The sequence below is a fragment of the Streptomyces sp. NPDC028991 genome (assembly GCF_055564775.1).
Map to the genome: position 1 here is coordinate 26,785 of NZ_JBVHVP010000023.1, position 23,393 is coordinate 50,177.

General features: G+C 70.1%; 15 protein-coding genes and 2 pseudogenes. 9 read left to right on the forward strand and 8 right to left on the reverse strand.

Annotation, left to right across the window (positions count from 1 at the left end; all coding sequences use genetic code 11):
• Positions 1 to 88: 88 nt before the first annotated feature.
• Positions 89 to 286, reverse strand: a pseudogene (locus ACZ4V1_RS30255) (hypothetical protein); the annotation flags it as partial.
• Positions 287 to 390: 104 nt separating this feature from the next.
• On the reverse strand, positions 391 to 1,776 hold the full coding sequence (locus ACZ4V1_RS30260) for a cellulase family glycosylhydrolase (RefSeq protein ID WP_468342349.1): 1,386 nt from the start codon (positions 1,774 to 1,776) through the stop codon (positions 391 to 393).
• Positions 1,777 to 3,094: 1,318 nt separating this feature from the next.
• Here ACZ4V1_RS30260 and ACZ4V1_RS30265 point away from each other — a divergent pair.
• The 3 genes from ACZ4V1_RS30265 to ACZ4V1_RS30275 all read left to right on the forward strand — a co-directional run bounded on the left by ACZ4V1_RS30265 (position 3,095) and on the right by ACZ4V1_RS30275 (position 6,300).
• Positions 3,095 to 3,556 carry an SRPBCC family protein gene (locus tag ACZ4V1_RS30265; protein WP_468342351.1) on the forward strand — a complete coding sequence of 154 codons (462 nt, stop codon included), beginning with the start codon at positions 3,095 to 3,097 and terminating at the stop codon, positions 3,554 to 3,556.
• Between the two features lie 707 nt (positions 3,557 to 4,263).
• Positions 4,264 to 5,487 (forward strand): serine hydrolase domain-containing protein, encoded by a 1,224-nt coding sequence (locus ACZ4V1_RS30270; protein WP_468342354.1) that lies wholly within the window; start codon positions 4,264 to 4,266, stop codon positions 5,485 to 5,487.
• Positions 5,488 to 5,706: 219 nt separating this feature from the next.
• Positions 5,707 to 6,300: a TetR/AcrR family transcriptional regulator gene (locus ACZ4V1_RS30275; RefSeq protein ID WP_468342357.1), complete on the forward strand. Its 594-nt coding sequence runs from the start codon at positions 5,707 to 5,709 to the stop codon at positions 6,298 to 6,300.
• A 9-nt stretch (positions 6,301 to 6,309) separates the two neighbouring features.
• Here the strand turns inward: ACZ4V1_RS30275 and ACZ4V1_RS30280 are convergent, their stop codons facing one another.
• A complete protein-coding gene (locus tag ACZ4V1_RS30280) occupies positions 6,310 to 7,335 on the reverse strand; it encodes an SMP-30/gluconolactonase/LRE family protein (protein ID WP_468342360.1) in 1,026 nt (341 codons plus the stop codon).
• A 174-nt stretch (positions 7,336 to 7,509) separates the two neighbouring features.
• On the opposite strand from ACZ4V1_RS30280, the gene ACZ4V1_RS30285 reads away from it, so the two are divergent.
• Complete coding sequence (locus ACZ4V1_RS30285; RefSeq protein WP_468342363.1) at positions 7,510 to 9,318, forward strand: flavin-containing monooxygenase; 1,809 nt, start codon at positions 7,510 to 7,512, stop codon at positions 9,316 to 9,318.
• Positions 9,319 to 9,716: 398 nt separating this feature from the next.
• On the opposite strand, the gene ACZ4V1_RS30290 is transcribed toward ACZ4V1_RS30285, so the two are convergent.
• Together ACZ4V1_RS30290 and ACZ4V1_RS30295 are read right to left on the reverse strand one after the other, a co-directional pair.
• Entirely contained in the window at positions 9,717 to 10,250 is a 534-nt protein-coding gene (locus ACZ4V1_RS30290) for a MarR family transcriptional regulator (protein ID WP_468342366.1), read from the reverse strand.
• A 205-nt stretch (positions 10,251 to 10,455) separates the two neighbouring features.
• A complete protein-coding gene (locus ACZ4V1_RS30295) occupies positions 10,456 to 10,878 on the reverse strand; it encodes an ATP-binding protein (RefSeq protein WP_468342369.1) in 423 nt (140 codons plus the stop codon).
• A gap of 471 nt (positions 10,879 to 11,349) precedes the next feature.
• On the opposite strand from ACZ4V1_RS30295, the gene ACZ4V1_RS30300 reads away from it, so the two are divergent.
• Positions 11,350 to 13,089, forward strand: coding sequence for a SpoIIE family protein phosphatase (locus ACZ4V1_RS30300; protein ID WP_468342372.1), 1,740 nt, complete (start codon positions 11,350 to 11,352; stop codon positions 13,087 to 13,089).
• 27 nt (positions 13,090 to 13,116) lie between these two features.
• On the opposite strand, the pseudogene ACZ4V1_RS30305 reads toward ACZ4V1_RS30300, so the two are convergent.
• Positions 13,117 to 13,268 (reverse strand): annotated as a pseudogene (locus ACZ4V1_RS30305) (AraC family transcriptional regulator); the annotation flags it as partial.
• 199 nt (positions 13,269 to 13,467) lie between these two features.
• Positions 13,468 to 14,979, reverse strand: a complete 1,512-nt coding sequence (locus tag ACZ4V1_RS30310; protein WP_468342375.1) for an alpha/beta hydrolase — start codon at positions 14,977 to 14,979, stop codon at positions 13,468 to 13,470.
• A 145-nt stretch (positions 14,980 to 15,124) separates the two neighbouring features.
• Between ACZ4V1_RS30310 and ACZ4V1_RS30315 the strand changes: the two genes are divergently transcribed.
• The 4 genes from ACZ4V1_RS30315 (at position 15,125) to ACZ4V1_RS30330 (ending at position 20,063) form a co-directional block, all read left to right on the forward strand.
• Positions 15,125 to 15,901, forward strand: coding sequence for a helix-turn-helix domain-containing protein (locus tag ACZ4V1_RS30315; RefSeq protein WP_468342378.1), 777 nt, complete (start codon positions 15,125 to 15,127; stop codon positions 15,899 to 15,901).
• Positions 15,902 to 16,573: 672 nt separating this feature from the next.
• Positions 16,574 to 17,137 carry a dihydrofolate reductase family protein gene (locus tag ACZ4V1_RS30320; RefSeq protein ID WP_468342381.1) on the forward strand — a complete coding sequence of 188 codons (564 nt, stop codon included), beginning with the start codon at positions 16,574 to 16,576 and terminating at the stop codon, positions 17,135 to 17,137.
• A 317-nt stretch (positions 17,138 to 17,454) separates the two neighbouring features.
• A complete protein-coding gene (locus ACZ4V1_RS30325) occupies positions 17,455 to 18,390 on the forward strand; it encodes a ketopantoate reductase family protein (protein ID WP_468342384.1) in 936 nt (311 codons plus the stop codon).
• A 425-nt stretch (positions 18,391 to 18,815) separates the two neighbouring features.
• The gene (locus ACZ4V1_RS30330; protein WP_468342386.1) at positions 18,816 to 20,063 is read left to right on the forward strand and encodes a cation:proton antiporter; all 1,248 of its coding nucleotides are present in this window, start codon (positions 18,816 to 18,818) and stop codon (positions 20,061 to 20,063) included.
• A 739-nt stretch (positions 20,064 to 20,802) separates the two neighbouring features.
• On the opposite strand, the gene ACZ4V1_RS30335 is transcribed toward ACZ4V1_RS30330, so the two are convergent.
• Positions 20,803 to 23,247, reverse strand: coding sequence for a SpoIIE family protein phosphatase (locus tag ACZ4V1_RS30335; protein ID WP_468342389.1), 2,445 nt, complete (start codon positions 23,245 to 23,247; stop codon positions 20,803 to 20,805).
• Positions 23,248 to 23,393 lie beyond the last annotated feature (146 nt).

The following is a 23,393-nucleotide window of genomic DNA, read 5'->3' on the forward strand; positions in this document are numbered from 1 at the left end:
CGGTCACAGCACTGGACGGCAGTACGTACGACAGGCGCACCACGGGGTGCAGGGCCCGCGCCCAGGCGCCGGGGCCGTCGGTGGGGAACAGGATCCGGTCCTCGATCGGCAAGCTCCACGGCCGGCCCCTGCGCACCGGGTCCGCGCCCTCCCGCCGCAGCGCGGTGATGAGCTTGCCGAACGGACGCGGGCTCAGGCCGGCGGTGAACGGGCCTGTCCAGGACGGCCCCGACGCCGTGATGACACTCACCGGCCCTCCCGGGCTGCCGGATCCCCGGCATCGCATCGGCCTCGATGACGAGCAAGGAGTTGCCGGAGGGATTCGGGCGGAGTCGGGAGCGCTCCCAGGTCGGGACGGGGCTCCGGGCGGGCCCGGAGCCCCGTCGGGGATCAGCTGGTCGGGAAGTTGTCGGCGGTGCTGATGCGGCTCTTCATCAGTGCCCCGGACTCGGTCAGCACACCGCTGCTGCTGTAGTCGGTGCCGTTGCAGGTGCCCGGCTTGAACGCCGCGCTGCCCTCATTGGCGTCGGAGTACGTCCAGTTCGCGTAGCTGATCTTCCGCTGGTCTAGCAGGTCCAGCCACGCGATGCTGCTCGTCCGGTCCATCGCACCACCACCGGTGGCGCTCACCGTGCCGAACTCGGAGACGAACAACGGCAGTTGCGAGGCCGCCCGGCTCACCGTGGCGCGGTAGTCGTCCTTGTGGCTCGCGGCGTAGAAGTGGAACGCGTACATGATGTTGGTCGCGTTCACGGGGTTGTCGACCACCTCGCTCTCATTGGACCCGTCCGAGACGCCCAGCGAGGACCAGCCGCGGGTGCCGACGATGATGACGGCGTCCGGGTCGGCGGCCCGGATCACCGGGATGACCTGCTCGGCGTAGTTCTTGATGGCCGTCCAGCTCACGCCGTTGGGCTCGTTGGCGATCTCGTAGATCACGTTCTTCTTGTTCGCGTTGCGGGCGGCGACGGACGAGAAGAACGTCTTGGCGCGGTCGAGGTTGTAGTTCGGGTCGCCCGGCGTCAGCGTGTGGAAGTCGATGACCGCGTACATGCCGCGGGCCTCGGCCATGTCGACCAGGCTGTTGACCTGGCTTGTGAAGCCTGCCGGGTCGGTCTCATAGCCCTGCTCCTGCACGTACATGGCGACGCGGAACAGGTCCGACTTCCAGTCCGTGGCCAGAGCGTCCAGGGACGCGCGGTTGTAGCACTTGCTGAACCACTGGATGCCATGCGTGCTCATGCCGCGCAGCTGTATGGGGCGGTTGTACTGGTTGCACAGGTTCACGCCGCAGACGTGCAACTGGCCGTTGACGGCCGCCGGGGTGCCGGTCGCGGGTGGGTCGGTCGGGGGGTCCGTCGGCGGATCGGTGACGGTGCCCGTGCAGGTCACGCCATTGAGGGTGAAGGACGTGGGTTCCGGGTTGGATCCGGTGAAGGACCCGACGAAGCCCAGGTCGGCCGACGCGCCGGTGGATAACGCGCTGTTCCAGTCGACGCCGGTGGCGGTGACCGTGGAGCCGGTCTGCGACCAGGTCGCGTTCCAGCCCTGGACGGCCTTCTGTCCGGCGTCCGGCATCGTGAACTTGAGCGTCCACCCGCTGACGGGGTCACCCAGGTTCGTGATCTCAACGCCGGCCTGGAAGCCGCCCTCCCACTGGCTGGTGATCGTGTAGTCGACCTTGCAGCCGGTAGCCGCCTGCGCCGGGGGCCCGGCGAGCGTCGTGAGGCCGACGGCCATTGCGCTGGTCGCCACTAAGGCGAAAATGCGTTTCAATGCGTTTCTCCTCGTACGAAGCGGACATTGCTTGATGGGAGCGCTCCCAAAACCCGTCGGCCCGAGACCGTACACCCGCGCGTCGGCGCCCGGTAGGTATCGGACCGTCGAACTGTCCCCGATCGACCGCGGATCGGTGACTACCGCGGGATCGTGTTCTCCCGGTCCGGCTACGCATGCCGTCTCGAACTCACCGCCCGGTCGGCTTACGACGGCGGCACCGGGAAAGCGCCCCGGCCGGATGCCGGGCGCACTGGTGCCCGCGGCGAACTTCGGCAGCGCAGCCCGCCACCCGTCGATCGTGCCGCCCGGATCGCCGAGCGGGCGTCGTCCGGCTCCCTGGGCACCGAGACCGTATGCCGGGTCTGTGGGCTGTTCGGCACGGTCTTCCGGTGCGGCGGCGGGCCGACGGAAGCGGTGTGTCCCTGCTGGGAGACCCGGTCCGGCGTCGATGATCTCGGACCCCCCGGGGTGCGGGAGAAACTGCGGGGGGGGATCCGCGTACGGCGGGGCTACTGGGCGGCCGACCGCGCCCCGTGGGCGGTCCCCAGCGCCCGGCCGGCCGACTGGGATGCGCTGGAAGCAACGGCGGTCGCTCCCGGACGCCTGGCGCTGCCAGCCGCGAGGCCGCGGCATGCGGGGCCGATCCGCGAGTGGCGGATGCACGGCTTGCCCGGGTGGCCCAGCCGTCGGGCGTGGTCGGTGGCAACGGCATGGTCGGCGTGACGGCGGCCAGTCCGCAGCAGCCGACCGTCTTCCAGAGTTCCGGCCGGGTATGAGCCTTCCGCCGCATGCGCGTGCCGCGTCACAGCTCCCCACGCCACCCGGAGCGCAGACCGCGGCGGGCAGTGGTGCGGGGAGTCGTCCCCGAGGTACCGGCGCACCACGGCGCGCTCTTCGCGCGGCCTTGCCCGCGTCACTCCACGGTCCCGGACCATCGCGTCCGCAGCCACCGCGTGCCGTGGTCGGCAGAGCCCGCACGGGGTACGGGTACGGGGCCCGTCCAGCGGGGCTCTGCCGCCGACGCTCGTGTGCGGAGGAGACGTGGTCGCGGGCCACGGTCCGCCGTGGTGCATCGCCGCGGTCTCGGGCTTGGCGCGCGGGAGCCGCGGCGACACGGTGTCCTCGCCGACCATCAAGGCGTGGACGATCGCGCGTGGTCAGGCCCCCGGCCGCCCGGAGGGGCAGCGTTACCCGGGATCGTTGCTGACCGGACGTTAGGCGAGTGATCCTCGGGTACTCGCCTCGGCGTACCAAGAACCGCGGGCCGGCCGCCGGCCCCGGCAGCGACGAATCCGGTGGAGAGGGAGGTTCTGAGATGAGCACGGTCAAGGAAGCGGTGGAAGTCGAGGTCCCCGTGCACACCGCCTACAACCAGTGGACCCAGTTCGAGGAGTTCCCCCAGTTCATGGAAGGGGTTGAGGAAGTCAGGCAGCTCGACGAGCGCCATAACCATTGGACCACCAAGGTCAGCGGGGTGAAGCGCGAGTTCGACACCGAGATCGTCGACCAGCTCCCTGACGAGCGCATCACGTGGCGCACCACCACGGGGGACACCAGGCAGAAGGGCACGGTCCGTTTCCAGCGCCTGGACGACACGCACACCCGGGTCGAGCTCGTGATGGACGTCGAGCCCACCGGCGCCGCCGAGAAGACCGGAGACATGCTGGGAGTGATCGACCGGAGGGTGAAGGGCGACATGCAGCGTTTCAAGGAGTACATCGAGGGCCGCGGAGGCGAGACCGGAGCCTGGCGCGGGCGCCTCAGGCCGGGTGAGTGACCTCTGTCCGGTCCCCGAAGCGCATCGCTGTCGGCGCCGGTGACCGGGTGGTGTCGCCGGCGCCGACGCGTGTCCGTGTGCACGACACGGTCACGGACCTCACCCCGCCACCCGCCGCGACGGCGCCTCAGCGACGGCGCCGCCCTGCCAACTCCTCGGTGGTGAGGCCTTTGTCGGTGAGCTGCTGCCTTCGGTCGTCCCGCTCACTCCGCCGCGCGAGGCGGGCACCACCGGCGTGCGTACCGTCTGTGCTACGGCACGAAGCCGTCGGCGAGGTGGCCGACCAAGGCGTGATCACCGGCATGCGGCCTCCCGGCCTCTGCCGCTTCGGCGTGGACGCCCTCTGCACCACCCCACCGGGCCCTGTTCACCGCCGCCGACCGCCGCCGACCACCGCCAGGCCGTCGCCCGGGGAGCCGCTCGTGATCCGACACCCGCGAACAGCGGGTCCGGTCACCTGACACGGCAGGCGTCGTCGCCGGATCGCAGCACGGTGCCCGGCCGTCCAGCATGGGCGCACTACGCGACGCGCCCGGCCCGAAGGCTTCCCGCACAGCCCCACGAGGAACGCGGAGTGACCTCCCCGCAGGGTCCTCACCGCAACGCGCCGATCACCGTCTCACGAGCGTCAGGGCTGGGGACAACCCCCGACCGGCCCTCGGGCCAGCGGGATGGCCGCCGGGCGGTCACCTTTCTAGCGTTGCCCCATGCCGATCACACGCAACACGCGTACCGGCCGCCGCCTTCGCGGAACCGGCCGGACGACCACAGTCGTCGCGCTTGCCACTGTCGCGCTCAGCCTCACACTCGTCCCAGCGCAGGCCGGGGCAGCCGATACCGCGGAGGTCTCCCCCTCTCCCGTGCGATCGCTGCAGCGGGACGCCGACGCACTGCGCGACGCGGGAGTGACCGGTGTGTCGGCGCGGGTGAGCACACCCCACGCAGCGCATGCCGTCCGCAGTGGAGTCGGGAACCTGCACACGGGAGAGCCCGTGCCCCGTGACGGGTGGATAAGGACCGGCAGTACGACGAAGACCTACGTCGCGACCGTGCTGTTGCAACTCGCGGGCGAGGGAAGGCTGTCACTCGAGGACACCGTGGAGAGCCGGCTCCCGGGAGTGGTCCGGGGAGCGGGCAACGACGGCCGCCGGATCACCATCCGGCAGCTCCTCCAGCACACCAGCGGGCTGCCCGACTACATCCAGGACGTCGTACCCGACCTCAGCGCCGCCGGGTACCGCGAGCACCGCTGGACCACCTACACCTCCGGGCAGCGCGTCGCCCTCGCCATGTCGCATCCGCCATCGTTCGAACCCGGCACACACTGGGAGTACTCCAACACCAACTACATCCTGGCGGGCATGGTGATCAAAGCGGTCACCGGCCGGTCCTGGGACCAGGAAGTCCACGCCAGAATCCTGCGGCCGCTGCGGCTCGGGCACACCTTCGCGCCGGGCAACGACCCGTCCCTTCCATCTCCCCACGCGCGCAACTACCAGCAATTCGAGCCGGCCGGTCCGATGACCGACACCACTCCCGCCTACCTGCCGTTCGACGGGGACGCCGACGGATCGATCATCAGCACGGCCACGGACACGAACACGTTCCTGTCGGCTCTGCTGCGCGGACAGCTGCTGCCCCCCGAACAGCTGGCCGAGATGCGAGGGACGGTCGCAGTACCCGACAGCCCAGGAGAGGTACCAGGCACACGTGACGGGCTGGGGCTCTTCTGGACACCGCTGTCCTGCGGCGGTGGGTACTGGGGACACAGCGGCAGCAGCTTCGGAGCACTGACATGGCCCGCGACCACCGCGGACGGCAAGACGACGATCACCGTCACAGCCCACAGCCGCCCCGCCGACGAGGCCACGGCCGCGCGCCAGATCCAGAGGATCACCACCCTCGTCGACCACGCCCTGTGCCGGGTATAGCCGCGCTGTGGCGCCCCGGCACAGCATGAACGACGTGCCGTCGTCACCGGCGGCAGGGGCCTTGGCGGCGCCGGGGCCCCTGCCGCCGGTGACCACCGTCCACAGCAAGGTCACGAGCCCGCGCCGCCGGAAGGCGGTACGGCCCCAGTCGGTACAGGAAGGTAGCCACAGGAAGCGTCTCGCACGGTGGTTGAATCGTGCGGAGGATAGGCTCTCGGGGTGACTCAGCAACCCGTACCCGACGCGCCGCGGCCCGCGAATGACGGACGCAGGGTCGCCGCTCGCAACCGGGCCGCTCTCGTCACTGCCGCACGCGAGATCTACGCGGAGTACGGCCTCGACGCTCCGCTGTCGGCGATAGCGCGTCGAGCCGGAGTGGGGCAGGGCGTTCTGTACCGGCACTTCCCCGACCGGGCCGCCGTCGCCACCGCGGTTCTGGACGAGAACGTCAGCCAGATCGAACGGGCGGCGGCAGCGCAGGGCGCGGACATCGCCGGCGTGCTCGGTGTACTGACCTGGCATCAGACCGAGTCGGCCGCCTTCATCAGTATCCTGCACGCCGAGGGAGCGGCCGGCCGCTCCGGCGTTCCCGCGTACGCTTCCACTCTTTCCCGGCGGGTCGAGCGTGCCCTGCGGGCGCATCTGCCGGAAGACCACCGACTGGCCGCGGCGAAGGACGACCTCATGATCGCTGTTGCCATGGTCTCGGGTGCCGTCACCGGCCCCACTCGCGAGCAGCGGGAACACCGGGCACGGGCGGCATGGCGACTGCTCGGTGTCGAGGTGGGACCGGTGCGCCCCTTCGGCGGGTGAAGCGTCCGGTCAGCCGCCATTGGACTGACGGACGCCCTCCGCCAGCGCGTCGAAGGAGTACAGGTAACCCCCGGCGGGACCGCTGACGGTCATGTAGGCCCTGGTCCCTCCGGGCACGATCGCCACGTTGGTCGCCGATTCGAGGCCCTCGGCGGCGCGGGCGGGTACCTCGACGGTCGCCAGGCGCTCACCGTGCCGGTCGTACACCGCCATCGCGGGGCGGCCGTGCAGGCCCTGGTAGAGGTTGCCGTCCGCGTCCACGGCGATCGAGTCGGTCTGCGCGACCCCGCCGTTCACCCTGAGGGCGGTGTGCTGGGACGCGACCCCGCCCTTGCCGTCGAGAAGCAGGTAGGAAACACGGTTCCGCGTGAGCTCGCTGACCCACAGTCCGCGGTACTCCGCGTCGAACGAGATCCCGTTCGGCGCCGCCAACTCGTCCGCCAGAACGGTGGCGTTCCTCCCATGGCGGTCGATCCGCACCACGCGCCCCTTCGCCTCGCCTTCGGACATGCCTCGCGAGTCGCTGACGTACAGGTTGCCGTCCTGGTCGAAGGCCAGGTCGTCGGGGTTCATCGGCGCTCCGCCGACCTCGCCGGAGAAGAAGGTCCGCGGGTCACCGCCGTCGGGGGCCAGGCTGACGATCTCGCCGTGGGAGAAGTCGGTCAGGTAGATGCGCCCGTCATAGGGGCTGAACTGGGCTGAGGTGTAGGTGCCGCGGTCGTCGGTGTGCACCTGGCGCGACGTCTTCTCCTTCACGTCGACACGCAGCACCTTGGGCCGGCCGGCCGGGGCGGTCACGTCGACGACGAGCAGCTTGCCGTCCGCGTCGAAGGTCGGGCCTTCCAGCAGGGTCATGCCGGTCTCGGGATGCGTCTTCGTCAGCCGCATGACCTTCCGGGCGTGGAGGGTCCTGTCCGCGCCGGTGGCGGCCGCGGTGTCCACGCCGGCCCCGCCCGGGTCCGCACCGCATCCCGTCAGGGCCAGCAGGCCGATCGCGGCGAGCCCGGTGAGGGATCGGATCGGGAGTCGTCGCATGGGGGTCACTCTTCCTGTCCGAGGTGTGCGGAAGCTCGTGCTCCGCCTCAACCGGACAACACTGTCCGGTACTTGCTACGGTAGTACAAGCCCAGGCAAGTCCGTTGACCGCGCCGCCACTTGGCAGGCGGCGCGGCTTCCCGGCAGTGCACCGGAGAGATCGAGGTCCCCCACATGACGAACCCGGCAACGTTGTCCTGCGAGGAACTGGCCGAGCTGAGGCGGCGCTATCGCCTCGAACGGGAGCGGCGCGTGCGCCCCGACGGCACTCGGCAGTATCTCGCCGCCGACGCCGAGTTCGGCTACTACGCCGACGATCCGTACGCGCGGGAGACAGGCGATCGGGAGCCCCTGCGGGACCGGGTGGACGTTGCCGTCGTCGGTGGCGGATTCGGCGGCATCCTGGCAGGCGCGCGATTGCGCCGGCAGGGCATCGGACGGGTCCGCGTCCTGGAGAAGGGCGGTGACTTCGGAGGGACCTGGTACTGGAACCGGTACCCCGGCATCCACTGCGACATCGAGTCGCACGTGTACCTGCCGATGCTCGACGAGACCGGGTACGTGCCGGAGTGGAAGTACGCTCCGGGGGAGGAGATCCGCCGGCACGCGGTACGGATCGCGGAGAAGTTCGACCTCTACGCGGACGCCCTGTTCTCCACCTCGGTCACCTCCTTGACCTGGGACGAGACCTCGCAGGCGTGGATCGTCACGACCGACCGGGGGGACGAGTTCCGGGCCACGTACGTCGTCACGGCGACCGGTACCCTGTCCGAACTCAAGCTCCCCGGCATCCCCGGTATCGAGAACTTCAAGGGCCACACCTTCCACACCTCGCGCTGGGACTACGCCTACACCGGCGGCACCCCGGACGGCGGTCTCACCGGCCTCGTCGACAAGCGCGTGGGGGTCGTCGGCACCGGCGCCACCGGCGTCCAGGTCGTCCCGAAGCTGGCCGAGGACGCGGCACACCTCTACGTCTTCCAGCGCACCCCCTCCACCGTGGACGTGCGCGCCAACCGCCGCACCACCGCAGGCGAGGTCGGCGCCGACCGCGAAGGCTGGGCACGCGAGCGTCGCGACAACTTCCTGCGCATCGTCTCCGGCGAGTCCGTCGAAGAGGACCTCGTGGCAGACCGGTGGACCTCGTCCGCCGGCCTCTTGGAGAAGCTCCTGCCGAGCTTCCGCCGTCCGGCGGACCGACAGGCCTTCGAAGCGGCCTACGAGGTCGCGGACGCCGTCAAGATGAACGAGGTCCGCGCTCGCGTCGAGCAGATCGTCGCCGACGCGGACACGGCGGAGAAGCTCAAGCCCTGGTACCGGTACGCCTGCAAGCGCCCCACGTTCTCCGACACGTACTTGCCGGCGTTCAACCGCGACAACGTCACCCTGGTCGACACCGCGGACACGCACGGCATCGAGCGGATGACGGAACACGGTGTCGTGGTCGGCGGCACCGAATACGAGCTCGACTGTCTGGTCTTCGCCACCGGGTTCTCGGTCGGGGTCTCCGGCGTCCACTCCGGCAAACTGCCCGTCCGCGGCCGGGGCGGTGTCCGGTTGATGGACGCGTTGCGGCAGCGAGGACCGCGATCTCTGCACGGTTTGACCAGCAACGGCTTCCCGAACCTGATCCAGATGGGAGCCACGCAGAGCGCCAGCAGTGTCAACTACACACACGTGCTCGACGAGCACGCCGAGCACGCCGCAGCGCTCGTCGCGGCCGCCGAGGCCAAGAACGCCGTCATCGAACCGACTCGCGAGGCGGAGGACGCCTGGCTCGCGGCCATGACCGAGGGCGCCCCCGACCACGCGTGGTTCCATGCCGAATGCACCCCCGGCTACTACAACGGTGAGGGACGCGGCCGGCCGAACGCTCCGAACGCCTACCCTCATGGTGCCGTGGCCTTCCACGATCTCCTGAAGCACTGGCGCCGGCAGTCCGTGGACGACGTCCTCCAGGCCCGAACCGCTTCACAGCCTTAGGCCCTCTTCGCAATGAGGTCACGCAGGATCGACGGCTTTCGCGCTGAGCCGACCTTGGCGGGTTCCTCAGCCCGGGCTCGGGCGGGGACACAGGAGGGGCCCGGTGATGGACTTGGCCTCTTCGCCGTTCACGTGCCGGCGCAGTGCAGCTGCCGTGCGAGACTCCGCGTCTCCGGCTGCCAGTACCTTGAACGGATGAGCAACGATGTGATCGAGGCTTGGGATCGGATCGGCCTGCCGGGCCGCCGGCGCCCGAGGGCGAGGTGCTGCCCGGCGTACGCCAGGTCCTGGGCGCCGACGACCTGTTGAGTCACCCGGGAGTTCGGGAAGAGACTCGGGTCCCGTTCACCGCTGATGAGCCTGGAGATCCGTCACGACGATCGCAGCACCCTGACCGGTTACCTCACGGAGGCCGCCGACGAACTCCGGGATACGCGCTGACGGTGCGACGGGAGCCCCGCCCGCTGGGCGCCCGTCCCGCCCGCATTGCGGATCAGCCGCTGGAGCACCTTCACCGTGGTGACGTAGTCCGCATCGTCGATGCCCTCGTGGAGGGTGGCGCGGATCGCCGGAGTGTTCCGCGCGAGGTCGACGCGGGCTTGTTCCCCCTCCTCGGTGAGCCACAGCCGGTTCTCGGTGTCCCGGGTCAGCCACTCGCGCTCCAGGAGCACGTCGGCCTCCGCGGCGAGATCGTCCTCAGGCCGGATGTAGGAGGCCATGGCCTCCCGCAGTTCAGGCAGGGTCATTCCCTGGCCGTCGGGCGAGATGTCGTTCGCCGACAGGTTGCGCAACAGCCAGAACTGGGGCTGGGTGTAACCCTTCTCGACCTGCTGGGCCCGGGTGTACGCGATGAGCGCCTCGTAGGCGACACCGGTCCAATACGCGGCGGGCTGTCCGGCCAGTTCGGCGTCGGACATCTGCTGGGTCGTCATGTCATGCCCTCTCATGGCCCTTCTGCGAGGATCCTGCACTCCGCGCAGGTCATGCGGTGACCGTAGGACCTCAAGTGCGGTCGAGGACAAGGGGGTGACCTAGAGGGCTTGGCGGCAGCGCCGGACGACCATGCCATCGGCCGCTCGCGCGGCGGCCTGACTACGAAGTTGCTCTGAACCGGCCGGACGGGCCGGTGCCCCTGGATCAGCCGGCGCTCCCGTTCGCGATGGGAGGACGGAAGCAGGCAATGACCGTCTTACCGTTCGGGCATGCACGTGCCTCCCAGTCGTCGGTCAACGCGTCCACGAGGAACATGCCCCGCCCTCCCAGCCGTTGGCCGCTCGGCGGGCGCCTTACGGGCAGTTCACTGGAGGCGTCGTGCACCGCGACGTGCAGGCAGTGGCCGTCCCAGGTCATTACCAACTGGGCGGAGGTACGCGCGTGAACGTGGGCGTTCGTGACCAGCTCCGAGACCGTGAGCAGCACGTCGTCCACTGTCTGAGACGCGTTGTCGGTCCAGTCGAGTGTCCGGAGATGCGCGAGGGCCCAATCGCGCGCTGCCTTCGGACTGCTCTGCAAGGGTAGTGAACGTGCCCAGCCCACCGCCCGTAGCGACGATTCATCCATTGCTGTTCCCCAGCTCGATGACACTCTGTCGTCAACGGGTACCCCGGGCGTGGGGATGGACGCCCGGGCGTTCGTGGCCGGCCACCTTCGCCTGCGGCTTCGGTTCCGAAGGAAACCGCGGGAGCCGAACGGGCTTTCGGGGGTGAAGCCAGACTGCGGACGCACCGCGTACGCCGATCTGATGCAGCCGTCAGCATCCGCGACGGGCAGGACATGCCGTGTCAGCCTGCGGAGACGACGGCGCACGTCGGTCCGTTGGCAGGCAGCGCAGGCCGGGTGACCGGCCGGACCCTCATCGGTCAGCGGACGGCTGGACCCGGATAGCGGCGGCCGGTGACCGAGCGTCCGGACGACGTGAGAGTTCCCGGCCCGTAATGGGCATAGGGAAGATCAGGACCCTCAGGCACCACAGAGGAATTCACCTGCGGGCAGCAGTGGCCGAGCGGCCCACGACTAGGAGGAGGCTGGGCGATGGCAGGGGCGCATGACGAGGTGGCCGGGCGCCGGCGGCCCTGGGCTGTGGCACCAGCGGGGAGCAACCGAGCCCTGGAAGCCATCGGGGCCGGAGCGTACCTCGTCGACGAGCAGGGCCACATCGTGTCCGCCAACAGCCGCGCCGAGCAGCTGCTCGGCCGCCGGGCCGAAGACCTGGTCGGAGAGGACGCCCATGAGCTGCTGCACCGCGGCCCTCAGGGCCAGCCGCTGCACGTCACCCAGTGCGCCATGCGCCAGGCGTTCCATGCCGGGTACCCGGCACAGGGTGAGGAAGACTACTTCGCCCGCGCGGACGGCTCCGTCCTGCCCATCTCCTGGCTCATCGCGCCCTATGCTCTGGACGACCGCGACACCGGCACGCTGGTGATCTTCTACCCGCGCGAGCAGTCGCACTCCACCGAGCCGCACCCGGAACAGCCCGCGGAACCGCTGAGTGAACTCGAACGCCTCGCCCTGCTGGCCGAGACCACGACCCGGCTGACCTCCACCCTCAACGTCGACGAGGCACTGCGCCGACTGGTGACCCTGGTCCTGCCCCGACTCGCGGACTGGGCCGTCATCGACCTGATCACCGAACACGACGAAGTGTGGCGAACCGCCGTGGTCCACGCGGAAGGAGGCCGCCTCGTACCCCACGAAGAACTGCAGGGACCGATGCCGCCCGTGCCCGAGCAATCACCGATGCCTCTGTCCCGGGCCCTGCGCGGGGTCGCCTCCGCTCTGGCTGAGCCGGACACCTACAGGCGCACCCCTGATTCCGGCATCGCCGTGGAGCAGCGTCGCCTGTTCGACGCCACCGGCATCCGTTCCGCCGCGATCGTTCCCCTCCGCGGCACCCGAGAGGTACTGGGAGCTCTCACCCTCGGCCGGTCGGAGAGGCCGGGAAACTTCACCGTCGCCGACCTGCCCCTGATCGAGGACATCGCCCGCCGCGCCAGCCTGGCGCTGGACAACGCACGCCTCTACCAGCGCCAGCGCGCGGTCGCCGAGACCATGCAGAGTCATCTGCTGCCACAGATGCCCCGCGTGCCCGGGCTGGAGCTGGCCGTGCGCTATCTGCCCGCTCCCGACGCCTCACAGGTCGGCGGGGACTGGTACGACGCCTTCAGCCTGGCCGACGGCGCGACCGCGTTGGCCATCGGAGACGTGGTCGGCCACGACCTGGAGGCCACGGCCGGTATGGCCCAGCTGCGGAACATGCTTCGAGCGTACGCATGGTCCCAGCAGTCACCCCCCAGCCGCATCGTGGAGCGCCTCGACGAGGCGATCATGCCGATCACCGACGTCACGATGGCCACTCTCGTCTGCGGCCGAGTCACTCAGACGGACAACGGGAGCTGGCAACTGACCTGGACCAACGCGGGACACCCCCCGCCCCTGCTCGTCACCCGCGACGGCTTGACCGAATACCTCACCGACGGACACAGTCTCCTGCTCGGCACCGGAGCCAGCACACGCCGTCCCGACGCCACGGTTCGACTGCCGCCCGGCTGCACGCTCCTGCTGTACACCGACGGCCTCATCGAGGCACCCGGCCGCACTCTCGACGACGGCCTGAACCGGCTGCAGCAGCACGCCGCGGCCCTCGCCCATCGGCCTCTGCCGTCCTTCACCGACCAACTCCTGCACCGTGTCCAGCCGCCCGGACTGGACGACGTCGCCCTCCTCACGCTGCGCACCCCGAAAGAACCCCTGCCGCGAAACGCCTCCGGGTGACACGTCGGTGCGGAGCGGGTCGAGGACGAGCGGTCGCTTGATGTACTGCGCCCGCCCGCCGTCGCGGTGGAGAGCGGAGCCCAGGCGCGTGCCACCTGATTCCCCGTCCGTGAGCCCAGGTCGCGTCGCACCAGGTGCAGGCAAAGGTCGATGCCGGCGGCGACATCGGCCGAGGTCAGGGCCATGGCGCAACGAGGTGAGGAGAGCTGGGACCTGTCGTCGACGCTTCTCGGCCGGACTCTGTTTGCCGTTGGCTGCCGTTGGCTGCCGTTGGCTGCCGGTGTTGACGTCGCATCTCACGATCGAGCTGCCCGCCCGGCACGCCCTGCGGACGCCGGCGGCGGACGGGCTGCGGGCGGCGTGAGCGCCGCTGGGTGGTCAGTCCGCGCGGCAGAACGCGTCCTTCGCGGGCATCTCTCCCTCGACGAGGTAGCGCGTGGTGATGTTCAAGGCGCAGGAGTTGTCGCCCAGGACGTAGACGCCGTGCCCGCTGTCGTCGACGCTGACCAGCCGGGCCCGGTCACCGAACTTCTCGCGCAGCATCTTCCCGCCCCGGTGCGGGGTCGACGCGTCTCTCCGGTTCTGCAGGAGCAGCACGTTGCGCGGGCCATTGGCGTCGACTTCCACCGGCGGTTCGGCGGGGGCGTACGGCCAGAAGGCGCACGGTGTGATGTTGGCGGTGGCTGCGCCGTACAGCGGGTACCGTTCGCGGTCCTCGGCGACGCCCCGCCGGTAGGTGCCGACGTCCTCGGGCCATTCGACGTCGTTGCAGGTGACGGAGAGGAACACGGTCAGGGCGTTGTCGGCCGGCGACAGGGTCCCGTCCGCCGTTCGCTCCTGGGCGGCGGCCAGACCGCGGGCCGCCGCCTCGTCGCCTTCCAGCAGCGCCTGCCAGGTCTGTGCCAGCTTGGAGTACTGCGTCTGCTTGAACAGGTGGCTGAACGTCAGGAGCCGGAAGAGGCTGCCGTCGATCCCCGCGACCGGCGCCTTGTCGAGTGTGGCGGCGATGCTGAGGTAGGACGCGCGGACCTGTCGGGCTGTGCGGCCCAGGCCGTAACTGTCGTGTCGGCGGGCGGCCCACTTCGCGAAGTCCGGCAGGGCCTGTTCCATGCCGAGGGCGTAGCGGCGCATCCCGTCCCGGTCGAGGTGGGTGTCGCCGATGTTGCTGTCGAGCACGATCCGGTCGGTGCGCTCGGGGAACATCGACGCGTAGGCGGCGCCGAGTGCCGTGCCGTAGGAGTAGCCCAGGTAGCTGGTCTTCTCCTCGCCGAGCGCCGCCCGGATCCGGTCGAGGTCGCGTGCGGTGTTCACGGTGGTGAGGTGGCGCAGCAGGCCGTCACTGTCGTTGTCCGCGCACTGCTCGGCCACCTGCTCGGCGACCTTGGCCTGCGCGGTGACCGCGGCGTCGTCGACCGCGTAGGGCGGGATATTGGCGTAGTAGGGGCTGTCCTGCGTGAAGCCGCAGCTGACCGGTGTGGAATGACCGATCCCGCGAGTGTCCATGCCGATCAGGTCGTAGCGGTCGGTGACGCTGCTGGGCAGGCCCTGGGCAACCAGCAGCGCGGACAGCGCCAGCCCGGATCCGCCGGGACCGCCCGGGTTGAGCATGAGGACACCGCGCCTCTTGTCCGGGTCGGCGGCGGCCAGCCGGGACACGGTGAGGCCGATCTGCTCGCCCTCCGGGTCGGCGTAGTCCAGCGGCACCGGCACGGTGGCGCACTGCAGTTCGGTCGGAGCGGCTTCGGTCGCGACGTCGTCGGGACACCGGCCCCACTCCATCCGCGGCGTCTTCGGCTCCTCGGCGGCGGCGGGCACCGAAGCCAGCGAGCCGCCCAGGCCGAGGACCGCCAAGAGGGCCAGGCTCTGGCCGGCACTGCCTCGTCGTTTCATGTCCAGTCTCCGAATACCGGTTGGCGGCCGTGGTCACCACCACCCCACTCCCTGCCCTCGGGGCATGGTCAACAACGGCCGATGCGGAACCGGCCGGTGGTTGACCGTGCCCTGGGGGCAGGGTTTTGAATGGACGTGGGGAACGATGCTGGAGAAAGGGCTCCTGGTGGCGTGGAGTACGCGTCAGCTGGCGGAACTCGCGGGCACGACGACCAAGACCATCCGGCACTACCACGAGATCGGCCTGCTGGAAGAACCGGAACGAGCGCCCAACGGCTACAAACGGTACGGCGCCGGCCATCTGGTCCGCCTGTTGCGCATCCGCAGACTGACCGACCTCGGTGTGGCCCTCGCGGACGTCCCCTCGGTCGAGAGCGGCGACGAAAGGGCACGGCAGATCCTCGGGGACCTGGACGCCGAACTCGCGGCGGACATCGAACGCCGGCAGCGGATGCGGCGGGAACTGGCGGCCATCATGGAGAACCGGGCTGCGCTCGACATGCCCCCGGACTTCAGGACGCTCGCCGATGACCTGCCCGAGACCCAGCGGTCCCTGCTGCTGGCCTACTCCAGCATCCTCACACCCATGGCGATGGCCGCCCTCCGGGAACAGCTCTCGGGACCTCGCGGGGACCTCGACGCGGAATTCGCAGCGCTCGACGAGGACGCTCCCGACGAAGTGCGGCAGCGGCTGGCGGAACGAATGGTGCCCGAGGTCCGCCAGCAGCAGAGGGACCACCCGGGTCTAGCCGACCTAGGGTCGTCCTCGCACCGAGACACAGCAGTCGCGGAGTCGGTCGTCGGGCACGCGCTGGTCGAGTTCTACAACCGCGCCCACCTCGACGTGCTGCAACGCGTCCACGCCATCCTCTTCGGGGACGACGCCGCCCCAGAGGGCGAAGGCAACGACACGCGAGGGTAAGGGCAGCCCCGCGGACCGGGTACGCCGGACCTGCGCCGTCCGCGCATGCCGCACCGTGCAGCGCCCACGCCCACGCCCACGGCACTGCCGTCGTGGACCACCGGTCCCACCCGGCGCCCAGCCTGCTGCGCGTCCCGTGGGAGGCCGACTCCGGCTCGCCAACCACACGGCGCACGGCTCGTCGTACCGAGCCGCGCCAGGGTCGTCACCGCGTACTCCGGTCACGCGGCACCGCTGCCCGGAGTCGGCGCTGCGCGGCGACGTACGCAAGGCGGTTCTTCCCCGTCACCGACCACGACCTCGCCCCCGTCCTGGACGGTGGTGGCCGCGTCCTGCTCTCCACGCAGACCCGTCCGTACCTCGACCGTCCCTACGCGCCGGAGGTCACGACGCCCGACCAGGCCGAAGCCACCGCCGGCCTGGGCTTCGCCCCTACCGGCCCCGAGACGTACGGCACACCGCCGCCGGGGACCCCACCACGGTCGGCTCTGGCGCGACCGCGGCCTTCGCCACCTGGCCTCCACGGAGACCCCCTGGACGTGTCAGCGAGCCAGTGAGGTCTTCTCATCGCACGATGTCGTGAGGTGGCTCGGCACAGGGGATCCCGAACGGCGATGAGTTTCGCGCTGTTGCGCGGTCCTACGGTCGAACCTTTCACCAGGGAGGACTCTGATGCGCAGCGTGACCTATTCGATGAGCGTTTCACTCGACGGCTACATCGTCGGGCCGGACGGCGGCTTCGACTGGTCGGCACCGGACGAGGAGGTCTTTCGCTTCTGGATCGACGAGATCCGAGAGGTCGGCGTCCACCTGCTGGGACGACGGCTGTACGAGACGATGCTGTACTGGGAGACCGCCGATCAGGATCCGTCGCTCGACGACTCGATGCTCGAGTGGGCCGCGCTGTGGAATCCGCTCCCGAAGGTGGTGTTCTCGACCACGCTGTCGGCGGTGCGGGGCAACGCACGCCTGGCCTCCGGCGGTCTGGCGGAGGAGATCGAGCGGTTGCGAGCCGAGCCGGGGGAGGGCGACATCGCGATCGGCGGCGCCACTCTCGCCGCCGAGGCGGCCGCGTCGGGCCTGATCGACGAGTACCGGGCCATGGTCTATCCGGTGCTGGTCGGCGGCGGCATTCCGTTCTTTCCCCGACGCGAGCGCCGGGTGGACCTCGAACTCGTAGAGACCCGCCCCTTCGGCTCGGGGGTCGTCTACCTCCGGCACCGCGTGGCCCGCTAGCAGCCGCAGGCGACGGACAAGGAAACCGAAACGAACCAAAGGTCTCCCCGAATTTGTCTCAACCGATTCGAGCGAATCAAGTGACCGGCAGGGGGAAGATCTGCCAGGACTTCAACCTTGCGACGCTTCGTTCGACCGATCGCGGCGGCCGCGAAACGGCGTGCGGTGGACCCGCACCGTGCCGGAGCCGCACCGCCCCCACCGGCCGGGTGGCTCGGGGCCTGTATCACTCCCCGCCCCGCTCCCGTGATCTACTGACACGCGCTGTGCCGGTACGAGCAGGACCGGACGCGGGCCACGGAGAACGAGGAGGATCGATGCGCATACTGGTCGTGGGAGCCGGAGCGACCGGGGGCCACTTCGGAGGCCTGCTGGCGGCCGCCGGACGGGACGTGACCTTTCTGGTCCGGCCGGCACGGGCGGCCAAACTGCGCACGCGGGGCCTCCGACTGACCGGACCGCACGGCGACGTCCACATCCCGGAACCCGGTCTCGTCACACCACAGGAACTGGCGCAGGACTCGCACGAGCCCTTCGGGTTGGTGCTGCTGTCCGTGAAGTCGTACGGGTTGCGGCAGGCGGTCACCGACGTCGCACCGGCAGTCGGACCGGACACCCTGGTGCTGCCCGTCCTCAACGGCATGGCCCACCTGGACGTCCTCGACACCGCGTTCGGCCCGGACGCCGTGCTTGGCGGCCTCTGCCTGATCGCCTCCACCCTGGACCCTGACGGCCGCATCGTGCAGCTGGAGGATTTCCACCGGATCACCTTCGGGCCGCGTACCGAACGTGCCGAGCAGCGGTCCGCCGCCGTGCAGGCAGCGCTGGACGGCGCCGGTTTCCACGTCCGGCGTTCTCCCGCCATCGTGCAGGAGATGTGGGAGAAGTGGTACCTGCTCGCCTCCCTCGCGGCCGCGACGACCCTGATGCGCGGCTCGGTCGGCGAGATCATGGCCGCTCCCGGAGGGCCCGGGTTCATCGAGGGAGTGCTCGCCGAAGTCGAGGCCGCCACAGCGGCGGCCGGGCACCCGGTCGGCACTGAGGCCAAGGAGCGCGCGCACAAGCGCCTCCGCGCCGTCGGCTCCACGCTGACAGCCTCGATGTTCCGCGACCTGTCCGCCGGACTCCCGGTGGAAGCCGAACACATCATCGGCGACATGGTGGACCGCGGGGCGCGTAACGGTGTGCCGATGCCGCTGCTGGCACTGGCCCGCACCCACCTGGCGGTCTACGAGGAGCGCCAGTCGAGCTGACCCTGTCAGGGTTCCATCGCTGGGCACGAGTTGGCCGCAGGTCGACGCAGCAACCGCGTACCGGCTGTCCCACAACGCGATCCGGCCGAGCCGGGTCAGACGCCGTCCTCGCCGAGCAGCAGGCGGGCATCGTCCGCGGCCTGCCGCTGCCGCTTGCGCTGACGATCGAGGACCGCGACAGTTCGTCGGCGGACGGTCTGCGGTGCCCGCTGCGGGCCCGCCGTCTCGTCGCCGGGTGTCGGGGCTTCGGCCGCTTCCAGGGAGGCGCCGGCTCCGCAAGTCCGCTCTGGGTACGCTGCGTGCGGCCGAACGCCCTCAGCGCCTGTCAGGGATCCGTAAGTGACGTGTAAAGTCGGCGCCGGTGTGCCGGGAAGTCTGGTCGGCGGTCAGGGGACAGTTGCCTTCGGCGATCGGGGTTGGTTTTCGTGGTGCTCGTCGCGGTCTTTGGTGCCGCTCTTCTCGTGGCGGTCCTCCTTTCCGGGCTCGCGGCCCGGACCGTGCTGTCCACCTCCTTCCTCTTCCTCGTCGGTGGTGCGCTCGTCAGTGACGGGTTCCTCGGGTTGATCCACATCACCCCGGACAGCGACATCGTGGCGGTCACCGCCGACTTGGCGCTGTTCGCGGTCCTGTTCACCGACGGCATGCACGTCTCCTTCCCGAAGTTGAAGGAGAACTGGAAGAACCCCGCCCGCGCGCTGGGACTGGGCATGCCGCTCGCGTTCGTCGGAATGGCGCTCATCACTCATTACCTTGTCGGCCTTGACTGGACGACGTCCTTCCTCGTCGGCGCCGTACTCGCCCCCACCGATCCGGTGTTCGCCTCCGCGATCGTGGGCCGCAAGGAAGTTCCCGCGAAGCTGCGGCAACTGCTGAACGTGGAGAGCGGCATCAACGACGGGCTGGCCCTCCCGGTGGTGCTGATCCTGATCGCCGCCGCCGGCCCCACGAGCGGCGATGCCGAGGCGTCGTTCGGGAAGATCGCCCTCGAGCTCGGGCTGGGGCTGGCCTTCGGTGCGGTCCTGCCGCTGCTGGTGAACGGCCTCGTACGGTTCCGACTGCTGGGCGCCGAGCCGAAGCTGCAGCCGCTGCTGCCGCTGGCCACCGGGATCATCCTGTATGCCGCCTGCCACCTCACGCATGCCAACCCCTACCTCGCCGCCTTCTCCGCGGGCGCCGTGCTCACCGCAGTGTCACCCGAGGCCAAGACGGCATTCGAGCCGCTGGGTGAGGCGCTGGCGGAACTGGCGAAGTTCGCGGCGCTGCTGGTGTTCGGCGCGCTGCTGACGCCGCAGCTCTTCGGTGACCTGTCCTTCGGTGGGTACGTGGCGGTGTTCTTGGCGATCGCGCTGATCCGGCCGGCGTCGATGCTGATCTCACTGATCGGCACGCGGTTCGACCGCCGGGAGAGGCTGGTGGCGGCCTGGTTCGGCCCGAAGGGCTTTGCCTCGGTGGTGTACGGATTGCTGGTGCTGCAGGCCGGTATCCCGCAGGGCGAACAGGCGTACACGCTCATCGCCGTATGTATCGCCTTCTCGATCATCGCTCACAGCAGCACTGACGTGCCGATCGCGAGAGTCTTCGACGTGGAGGACCTGGCCGGTATCCCCGAGCCGCGGAGTGCGGAACCGTCGGGGGAGACGGATCAGACGGAGGCCTATGACCGTCGTGCGTGACTCGGACCGCCGCGAGCGTCGCACCGTGGGCCGCGCTGAACTTCGCGATGACCCTGCTGGAGCCCAAGCTGGCCGCGTCGGCCCCGCCGGGTACGGGATCCGGCTGGTGAGCAGGGACAGCCGCTCGTGCGCGGAAGGCGCCCGGCAGGCGGTGGAGGAACTCGTCCGGGACGAGAGCGCGGCGATCATCCTGACACTGGCCGGTACGGAGGTCTTGCCGGCAGTCGCGGACGCCTGCGAAGCGGCCGGTGTGCCGCGCCTGTCGAGCACCTTCCCCCGGCAGGTCTACTACTACGGGCGCGGGGCGGACGACCAACGGCCCTTCGACTGGACGTACCACTTCTGCTGGGGACTGGACGAACCGCGTCCGTGGATGGGCGGAGAGGGTGCGTGGAGCCGACGGGAGCGGTACGTGAGTGAGGTCGTGGCGGGACGGGTCCGGTTGCCCTGGCAGCCGGGTTACGCGTGGCGGGCGGGCGGCACGGTGCGGTGCGCCGAGCCCCCGCCGGGTGTGCGGCGCTTGCGTGATCTCTGCGCCCTTGGGTGGGAGCCGCTGACGTGGCCGATGACGGCGTCTTGGCGGCGGCCACCTGCACCACCGCCGGGTTGCTCACCCAGGCCGGGGCACCACACGGGCCGTGGCCGACGGGGCGCGCGCTCATCGCCCTCACCTCGTCGGTGATCCCCGCATCCCGTACCCCCGCACCCCCGCCCGCATCGCCGCCTCCCGCATCCCGCCTCATGCCCGAGAACGAGTCTCCGGGTCCGGCGGACCGTCTTGCCCCGTCGTCGTGGGAAAGGGCTGCTCGGTCCAGATGGTCTTGCCGAAGCGGGAGTAGCGGGTCCCCCACCTCTGTACGAGCTGCGCGACGATGAACAGGCCGCGTCCGCCCTCGTCCTCCTCGCCGCTGTGGCGCAGGTGCGGCGACGTGTGACCCGTGTCGGCGACCTCGCACAGGAGCGTGCGGTCACGGATGAGGCGTACCTGGATCGGCCCCTCGGCGTATCTGACGGCATTGGTCACCAACTCGCTGACGACGAGCTCGGTAGTGAAGGACAGCTCTCCGAGGTCCCAGTCGCGCAGCTGCCGGGTGGTCAGGTCCCGGACGCGGCCGGCGGTGACGGGTTCGGCGGGCAAGTCCCATTCGACGACCTGCGAAGTGTCGAGTTCGCGGGTACGGACGAGCAGCAGCGCGGTGTCGTCCGTCGTCGAACCGCCCGGCAGGAGTTCCGCCAGGGTGCGGTCGCACAGTTCTTCGAGCGATGCGTGCCGGTCGCTGAGTACTCGTCCCAGGGTGTCGAGTCCGTGATCGATGTCACGGTCGCGGGCCTCGACCAGACCGTCGGTGAAGAGGGCCAGCAGGCTGCCCACCGGCAGCTCGATCTCCATGGACTCGAAAGGCAGGCCGCCGAGTCCCAGGGGCGGGCCGGCCGGCAGATCAGCGAAGGACACCCGGCCGTCCGGATCGACGATCGCCGGGGGCAGGTGCCCGGCCCTGGCCATGACGCAGCGCCGCGACACCGGGTCGTAGACCGCGTAGAGACAGGTCGCTCCCGTGGTCACATCGGCGTGGGCACCGTCCGGCGTGCCCATCTCGCCCCACTGTTCCTCCGCCGACTGCGCCACCAGATCGTCCAGCCGCGACAGAAGTTCGACGGGGTCCATGTCCATTTGGGCGAACGCGCGGACGGTCGTACGCAGTCGCCCCATGGTGGCGGCTGCCTGCAGACCGTGGCCGACCACGTCGCCGACCACGAGCCCGACCCGCGTTCCGGACAGGGGGATGACGTCGAACCAGTCGCCACCGACCCCCGTCACGTCGTCCGTGGGCAGGTAGCGGTAGGCAAGGTCGACCGCCGACCCCTCGGGCAGCTGCTGTGGCAGCAACTGGCGCTGCAGGGCCAGGGCGGCGGTGCGCTCACGTGTGAACCGGCGGGCGTTGTCGATGGACACAGCCGCACGGGCCACCAGTTCGTCGGCCAGTGCCACTTCGCCGCTGTCGAAGTTGGCGGAAGCGGCGCCGCGGACGAAGGTGACGAGTCCCAGCATGCCGCTCCCCACCCGGAGCGGCACGACCAGGGTGGTGTCGTCGAGCACGAGTCCGCTCGAGGAGAGGCTGCGGTCCTGCGGAGAACCGGGCGGGTATTCCACGGGCGGGTGGTCCGCGACGGACGAGTGCGAAGCCCGCTGTCCCGGTTTCTCGGCGTCGGCCCCCTCGCTCGAGCAGCGGGCGACCCGGACCAGAGGCATGGCCGCCGAACTACTGGTGGCCGGCACCTCGCCTTCCAATACCACCCGCGCGAGGTCGACCGTGACCGTGGTGGCGAGGGCCGGCACCCCGATCTCGGTGATCTTCTCGGCCGTGACCATCACATCGAGGGTGGTACCGATCCTGCGGCCGGCCTCGACCAGCAGGGCCAGCCGCTGCTGCGCCCTGTAACGTTCGGAGATGTCGAACGCGTCCTCGCACACTCCGAAAACGTGGCCGTCGGCGTCCTGGAGCCGGTAATAGGCGCAGGACCAGAGGTGATCCGTCTCCGGATCGCTGGGCGGCCGACCCAGGAAATGCAGGTCCAGAAAGGGTTCCCCGGTATCCAGCACGTGACGCATGACGCCGTCGAGCGTGGGCGGATGCCCCTTGGTCACGAACCTTCCCTCGCTGTACATCTGGTCGGGGTGAAGGCCGCGGAACTCGGCGAACGGCTGTCCGATCTCTCGTTCATAGGCCGTGTTGCACCAGGTCAGGCGCAGCTCAGTGTCGTAGATGGCCAGGCCGACAGGTGACTGGGTCGCCAGTCCGTTCAACAGTGCCAGCCGGGAGTCCCACAGCCGAAGATGCTGCAGTTCCGTCGCGACGATGACGTGCCCCGCCGTGCCGGCGCCCGGTAGGGGGCACACCGCCGTGGCGACGACCACCTCGAACCCGTCCCGGTGCCGCGCGGCACGGATCTCGTTTCCTCGGACGGGGTGGGCGTGAGGGGAAGGCGGAGACGTCGGGCCGGATGGCAGGAGCGTGGTGAGGGGCCGGCCGACGATCTCCTGAGGCTGGTAACCGAGCAGCCGCTCCGCCGCGGGGTTCCAGCCGATGACCGTGCCTCGGGCGTCGACGACCACCGTGGCTGCCCTGGTGACGTCGAGAGGGCCACGGAAGTCCGCACTTCGGTCCGTGTTCCATGCAGTCATGGCGCCACACCAGCCCCGTTCATCCCCTACAGAATCCGCCGTCCCCTGGGAAGGCACAACCGCAGTGCCCCCGCCCCACGGCATCCGGCGTCGCAACCGGCGCAAACGGCTCACCGCGGCCCGTGCGACAGCGCGGCGACGCGGGA

Bases quoted from the DNA above. Each gene is read 5' to 3' on its own strand.
- ACZ4V1_RS30265 (WP_468342351.1), top strand. From the start codon at position 3,095: ATGAGCACGGTCAAGGAAGCGGTGGAAGTCGAGGTCCCCGTGCACACC.
- ACZ4V1_RS30270 (WP_468342354.1), top strand. From the start codon at position 4,264: ATGCCGATCACACGCAACACGCGTACCGGCCGCCGCCTTCGCGGAACC.
- ACZ4V1_RS30280 (WP_468342360.1), bottom strand. From the start codon at position 7,335: ATGCGACGACTCCCGATCCGATCCCTCACCGGGCTCGCCGCGATCGGC.
- ACZ4V1_RS30285 (WP_468342363.1), top strand. From the start codon at position 7,510: ATGACGAACCCGGCAACGTTGTCCTGCGAGGAACTGGCCGAGCTGAGG.
- ACZ4V1_RS30290 (WP_468342366.1), bottom strand. From the start codon at position 10,250: ATGACGACCCAGCAGATGTCCGACGCCGAACTGGCCGGACAGCCCGCC.
- ACZ4V1_RS30295 (WP_468342369.1), bottom strand. From the start codon at position 10,878: ATGGATGAATCGTCGCTACGGGCGGTGGGCTGGGCACGTTCACTACCC.
- ACZ4V1_RS30300 (WP_468342372.1), top strand. From the start codon at position 11,350: ATGGCAGGGGCGCATGACGAGGTGGCCGGGCGCCGGCGGCCCTGGGCT.
- ACZ4V1_RS30310 (WP_468342375.1), bottom strand. From the start codon at position 14,979: ATGAAACGACGAGGCAGTGCCGGCCAGAGCCTGGCCCTCTTGGCGGTC.
- ACZ4V1_RS30315 (WP_468342378.1), top strand. From the start codon at position 15,125: ATGCTGGAGAAAGGGCTCCTGGTGGCGTGGAGTACGCGTCAGCTGGCG.
- ACZ4V1_RS30320 (WP_468342381.1), top strand. From the start codon at position 16,574: ATGCGCAGCGTGACCTATTCGATGAGCGTTTCACTCGACGGCTACATC.
- ACZ4V1_RS30325 (WP_468342384.1), top strand. From the start codon at position 17,455: ATGCGCATACTGGTCGTGGGAGCCGGAGCGACCGGGGGCCACTTCGGA.
- ACZ4V1_RS30335 (WP_468342389.1), bottom strand. From the start codon at position 23,247: ATGACTGCATGGAACACGGACCGAAGTGCGGACTTCCGTGGCCCTCTC.